This window comes from Frankia sp. AiPs1, assembly GCF_023716945.1.
In the GTDB taxonomy this organism is placed as follows: domain Bacteria; phylum Actinomycetota; class Actinomycetes; order Frankiales; family Frankiaceae; genus Frankia.
Map to the genome: position 1 here is coordinate 1 of NZ_JAMQQF010000437.1, position 5173 is coordinate 5173.

At 73.6% G+C, this 5173-nt stretch carries 5 protein-coding genes and 1 riboswitch; of the genes, 1 reads left to right on the plus strand and 4 read right to left on the minus strand.

The window, feature by feature from the left end:
* On the minus strand, positions 1-272 hold a 272-nt coding region (locus ND748_RS35130), incomplete at its 3' end, for a hypothetical protein (protein ID WP_374216024.1).
* Positions 273-274: 2 nt separating this feature from the next.
* Complete coding sequence (locus tag ND748_RS35135; protein WP_374216025.1) at positions 275-379, minus strand: hypothetical protein; 105 nt, start codon at positions 377-379, stop codon at positions 275-277.
* Between the two features lie 367 nt (positions 380-746).
* Between ND748_RS35135 and ND748_RS35140 the strand changes: the two genes are divergently transcribed.
* Positions 747-1259, plus strand: coding sequence for a toll/interleukin-1 receptor domain-containing protein (locus ND748_RS35140; RefSeq protein WP_374216026.1), 513 nt, complete (start codon positions 747-749; stop codon positions 1257-1259).
* Between the two features lie 42 nt (positions 1260-1301).
* Here ND748_RS35140 and thiC read toward each other — a convergent pair whose 3' ends face one another.
* Together thiC and ND748_RS24730 are read right to left on the minus strand one after the other, a co-directional pair.
* The gene (gene thiC, locus ND748_RS24725; RefSeq protein ID WP_251748380.1) at positions 1302-3206 is read right to left on the minus strand and encodes a phosphomethylpyrimidine synthase ThiC; all 1905 of its coding nucleotides are present in this window, start codon (positions 3204-3206) and stop codon (positions 1302-1304) included.
* Positions 3199-3305: riboswitch (TPP riboswitch) on the minus strand. Its footprint overlaps the gene before it by 8 nt.
* Before the next feature lie 99 nt (positions 3306-3404).
* Positions 3405-5006: an ATP-binding cassette domain-containing protein gene (locus ND748_RS24730; RefSeq protein WP_251748382.1), complete on the minus strand. Its 1602-nt coding sequence runs from the start codon at positions 5004-5006 to the stop codon at positions 3405-3407.
* Positions 5007-5173: the final 167 nt, after the last annotated feature.

Consider the following 5173-nt stretch of genomic DNA (forward strand, 5'->3'; position numbering starts at 1 on the left):
GGACGGGTTCCGAGGGGGTGCGGGCGCCGGCGGGCGGTGTCCTGTTCGCCATCGATCCAGTTCGGTTCGGCCCGGCGGGGGTGGGGGTGCCGGTCGCCTGGCGCGATGGCCTGCGCCAGCTCCTGGGCCTCGCCGCGCGCCGCTGCGAGCTGCCGGCCGACGCGGTGAGCGTCCAGGACCGGGGCGGCGGGCTGCTCGGCGTGGTCCGCGACGACGTGCCGGCGCAGCGCGTGGTCGCGGATCTCGTGCGGGAGCTGCGGGGAGTGTTGCACGCCTACAACCGGCCGCGCAGCGAGAGCGATCGGGTCCGGTTACGGGTCGCGTTGCACCAGGGACAGGCCGTCGCCGCCGACGGCGCTGCCGCCGCCCGGGATGACACCGCCCGAGGTCACGCCGCCCGGGGTGACACCGCCCGAGGTCACGCCGCCCGGGATGACACCGCCCGGGATGACACTGCCCGAGGTCACGCCGCCTGGGGTGACGCCGCCCAGGCGGCTTCTCGTCTCGTCGACACGCCCGCCCTCAGCCACCTGCTCGGGGAGTTTCCCGCCGCGGAGATGGTCGTCATCATCTCGGGCCCGCTGTTCGCGGCCGCCGTCGACCGGCGGCGCAACCTGGAGCCCGGCTCGTTCCGACGGGTCGAGACGGGCGTCCCCGGCCTCGCCGGGCCTGCCTGGATCCAGGTGCCCGCGGCAGGCGAGGGGCCGCCCGACGGCCCGCGGGTGCCCGGCGCGGATCAGCGGTCGATGCCACCGTCGGTGGCGCCGATCGTCGCCGAGGAGCCGAGCACCGCGGCCGGGTGGGACTTTCTCGTCTCCGCCGCGGAGGAGGACAGCGCCTGGGGTCAGTGGTGTGCCTGGCTGCTCGAACAACAAGGCTTCCAGGTGCATCTCGACACCTGGGACGTCGTCGCCGGGGATCACCTGGTGGGACGTCTCCACGAGGCGGTGTCCCACTCGAAGCGGACCCTCGTCATCCTCTCCGAGAACTACCTGGCCTCGGAGAAGGTCCAGGCCGAGTGGCACGCGGCATGGTTGGCGGACCCGACCGGAATGATGCGGCGCCTGATTCCGGTGCGGGTCGCCGTGTGCCGCCCGGAGACGGCGGGCCTGCTGCACGGCATCAGCCACATCGACCTCGTCGACCTCGACGGTGACGAGGCGCGGCGCGCCTTCGTCGAGGGGATCAACCGGGCGGTCCAGGGCGGCTACCGGCCGAGCGAGCCGCCGCCCTTCCCCGGCTCTCCCGCGCGAACCTGACCCGCGGTGACGACCCGCGGGCCTGGCTCGCGGCCGCGGGGCTCAGGGGCCGGCGATCGGAAGATGGATCCGGTTGCCGGCGGCGGCGAACTCCGCGGCCTTGGCCCGCAGCCCCGCGGCGACCGCCTCGTCCCCCGTGCTCGCCAGCGGAACCGAGGCGGTCGGAACGGTCGAGTCGGTCGGAACGGTCGGGGCGGTGCCGTCCCCGGCGGCCCGCACCTGGTGGGAGATCTTCATCGAGCAGAAGTGCGGTCCGCACATCGAGCAGAAGTGGGCCGTCTTCGCCGCGGGGGCCGGCAGGGTCTCGTCGTGGTAGGACCGGGCGGTGTCCGGGTCCATCGCCAGGTGGAACTGGTCGGCCCAGCGGAACTCGAACCGGGCGTCGGACAGCGCGTCGTCCCAGGCCCGGGCGCCGGGATGCCCCTTGGCGAGGTCCGCCGCATGGGCCGCGATCTTGTAGGCGATGACGCCGGCCTTGACGTCGTCGCGGTCGGGCAGACCGAGATGCTCCTTCGGGGTGACGTAGCAGAGCATCGCGGTACCGTGCCAGCCGATCACCGCGGCGCCGATCGCCGAGGTGATGTGGTCGTAGCCGGGCGCGACGTCGGTGGTGAGCGGCCCGAGCGTGTAGAACGGCGCGTCGTGGCAGATCTCCCGCTGCAGCCGGACGTTCTCCTCGACCCGGTGCAGCGGGACGTGGCCGGGCCCCTCCACCATCACCTGCACGTCGTGCTCCCACGCGACCCGGGTCAGCTCCCCCAGGGTCGCGAGCTCGGCGAGTTGGGCGTCGTCGTTGGCGTCGGAGATCGAGCCGGGCCGCAGGCCGTCGCCGAGCGAGAACGTCACGTCGTAGGCGGCAAGGATCTCGCACAGCTCGGCGAAGTGGGTGTAGAGAAAGTTCTCCTCGTGGTGGGCGAGGCACCAGGCGGCCAGGATCGAACCGCCGCGCGAGACGATCCCGGTCCGGCGTCGCGCGGTCAGCGGCACGTAGCGCAGCAGCACGCCGGCGTGGACCGTCATGTAGTCCACCCCCTGCTCGCACTGGCGGATGACGGTGTCCCGGTAGGCCTCCCAGGTCAGCGCCTCGGGCCGACCGCCGACCTGCTCCAGGGCCTCGTAGATGGGCACCGTGCCAACCGGGACCGGGGAGTTGCGCAGGATCCACTCGCGGGTCCGGTGAATGTCCGCGCCGGTGGACAGGTCCATGACGGTGTCGGCGCCCCACCGGGTCGCCCAGACCATCTTCTCGACCTCTTCCTCGATCGAGGAGGTCACGGCCGAGTTGCCGAGATTCGCGTTGATCTTTACCAGGAAGGACCGGCCGATCACCATCGGCTCGGACTCGGGATGGTTCACATTCGCCGGCAGGACGGCGCGCCCGGCGGCGATCTCGGCCCGCATGGTCTCGACGGGCAGCCCCTCGCGCAGGGCGGCGAACTCCATCTCCCGGGTGATCTCGCCCCGGCGCGCATGGGCGAGCTGGGTGACGGCCCCCCCGCCGGGCCGGGTCCGTAGCGCGCCCCGCCCGCCGGCCGTAACAGTGTTCCCGCGCTCGGCGACCCATCCAGCCCGCAGCGGCGGCAGGCCCCGGCGCACGTCGACGTCCGCCGCCGGATCCGTGTACGGCCCGGAGGTGTCGTAGAGCACGACGCTGTCCCCGGTGGTGAGGACGACCTCCCGCATCGGCACCCGCAGGTCGGGATCCGCACCGACGAGCCAGGTCTTGCGACTGCCCGCCAGCGGCCCGGTCGAGACGGCCGTGGCCCGGGGCGCGGCAGGCGAGCTCTGGGCCGCGGGCCGGTGCGCCGTGCCGTCCGGCGACGCCGCCGGAATACCGTTCGGAATTTCCCCCGGGATAGCCTCTGGTGCCGGTTCGGAATCCGGCTCACCGAGGCCGGGAATCGTCTCGGAAGAAGGGGACGAAAAATTACGGTCGATTGGCGACATCAGTTGAACTCCCTACGCCGGCATTACCCGGACAGGTTCTGCGGTCGGCGGCCCTAGCCACCCTCTCAGCCCCTCGGTGGAGCTCCCGCGATCAATTCGCGCATCGTTACCATAAACCACTCGACTATCGGCCGTCAGTCGATTGCTGCCATCGCACCGGTGCTGGGCGGGTCGAACGGCCCGATCGGGGCGCTGATCTCAGCCGTTGTCGGCGGGTGCCTGGCCGAGGTAGCTCGCCTCGATGAGGTCGGGGCGGGCGGCGAGTTGCGCGGCGGGTGCGGCGAGCGCGACTCGGCCGCGGTCGAGAACGTAGCCGCGGTCGGCCACTCGCAGCGCGAGAGCGGCGAACTGCTCGACGAGCAGCACACCGGTCGACGTCTCGGCCGCGATCCCGCGCAGCAGCTCGAGCAGCCGCGGCGCGACGCCGGGCGCCAGGCCGAACGACAGCTCGTCCACCAGCAGCAACCGCGGCCGGCGCACGAGGGCGACGGCCAACGCGAGCCGCTGACGCTCGCCACCGGAAAGTTCTCCGGCCGCCCGGTCGAGCAGGCCACCGAGCGCCGGGAACCAGCCCAGGACCCGCTCGATCTCGCCGCGATGGCTGCGGCCGGCCGCCAGGCGCAGGTTCTCCCGGACGGTCAGCCGACCCAGCGCCCCCCGCCCCTGCGGGACGACGGCCAGCCCCCGCCGGGCGAGCGTGCTCGGCGCGGGACGCCGAACCCACTCGCCGAACACCCCGACCCGGCCCGCACTCGCCGGCAACAGGCCGGCGGCCGTGCGGATCAGGGTCGTCTTGCCGGCTCCGTTCGCCCCCAGCAGCGCCACGATCTCGCCGGCACGGACGACCAGCGACACCTCGCGCAGCACCGGTCCCTCGTTGTAGCCGCTGCTCACCCGCTCGAACTCGAGCAGCTCGGTGCCCGCCGCCGGCCTCGTGGATGCGGTGGTGGGCGGCAGCCTGGGTGACGAGGAGGTCGCCGGCGAAACGGACTCAGCCGCTGGTACGGACTCAGCCGACGAAACAGACTCGGCTAGCGAGGCGGACTCGGCCGGCGAGGCGGACTCGGCTAGCGAAACGGGCTCGGCCGGCGAGGCGGACTCGGGGCCGTCGGAGCCACCCAGGTAGGCCGCGCGAACGGCCGGATCCGCCCGGACCTGCGCGGGGAGCCCGCGGGCGACGATCCGACCGCCGTCCAGGACGAGAACCCGGTCGCAGACGTCGAAGACAAGCTGCACGTCATGATCGACCAGCAGGACGGCGACGCCGCGGCCGGCGATGCGCCGGATACGCGCGGCGAGCTCGCGCCGGTCGGCGGGATCGAGCCCGGCGGCCGGCTCGTCGAGCAGCAGGACCTTCGGCGTGGCCGCGAGTGCACGGCCGAGGGCCACCGCGGCTCGCTCGTCGTGGCTGAGCGTCGCGGGCAGGCGGTCGGCGATCGCCGTGAGTCCCAGCCGACCCGCATCCATCGGACCGGCCGCCGGGCGCGCCACCACGGCGATGTTCTCCGCGACCGCCAGGCTGTCGAACAGCTCCAGGGCCTGGAAGGTGCGGGCGAGCCCGAGTCGCTGCCGCTCGTGCGCCGGCAGCCCGGTCAGCGCGGTGCCGGCCAGGTTCACGCTGCCGGCGAGGATCGTCGCGAAGCCGGTGAGCGCATCGATCAGCGTCGTCTTGCCGGCCCCGTTCGGCCCGATGAGGCCGGTGACGCTGCCCGCCTCGAGGCCGAAGGAGACGCCGTCGACGATGCGGGTACCGCCGCCCTGCCCGGCAGCAAGCATGTCAACGGACAGCAGCGCGGTCACGACACGCCGCCGGGGTTGACCGGGAACGCGGTCAGGCCCGGCCGGTGCCCCTCCGCGGCACGCGGTGCCTCGCTGTCGACGCCCTCGGGCGCATCCCCACCGGGCCCCCCGTCCCCGTCGGACCGCCGACTCCCGCCGGGCCGCAGCTTGCGCGGGCTCCCGCCGGG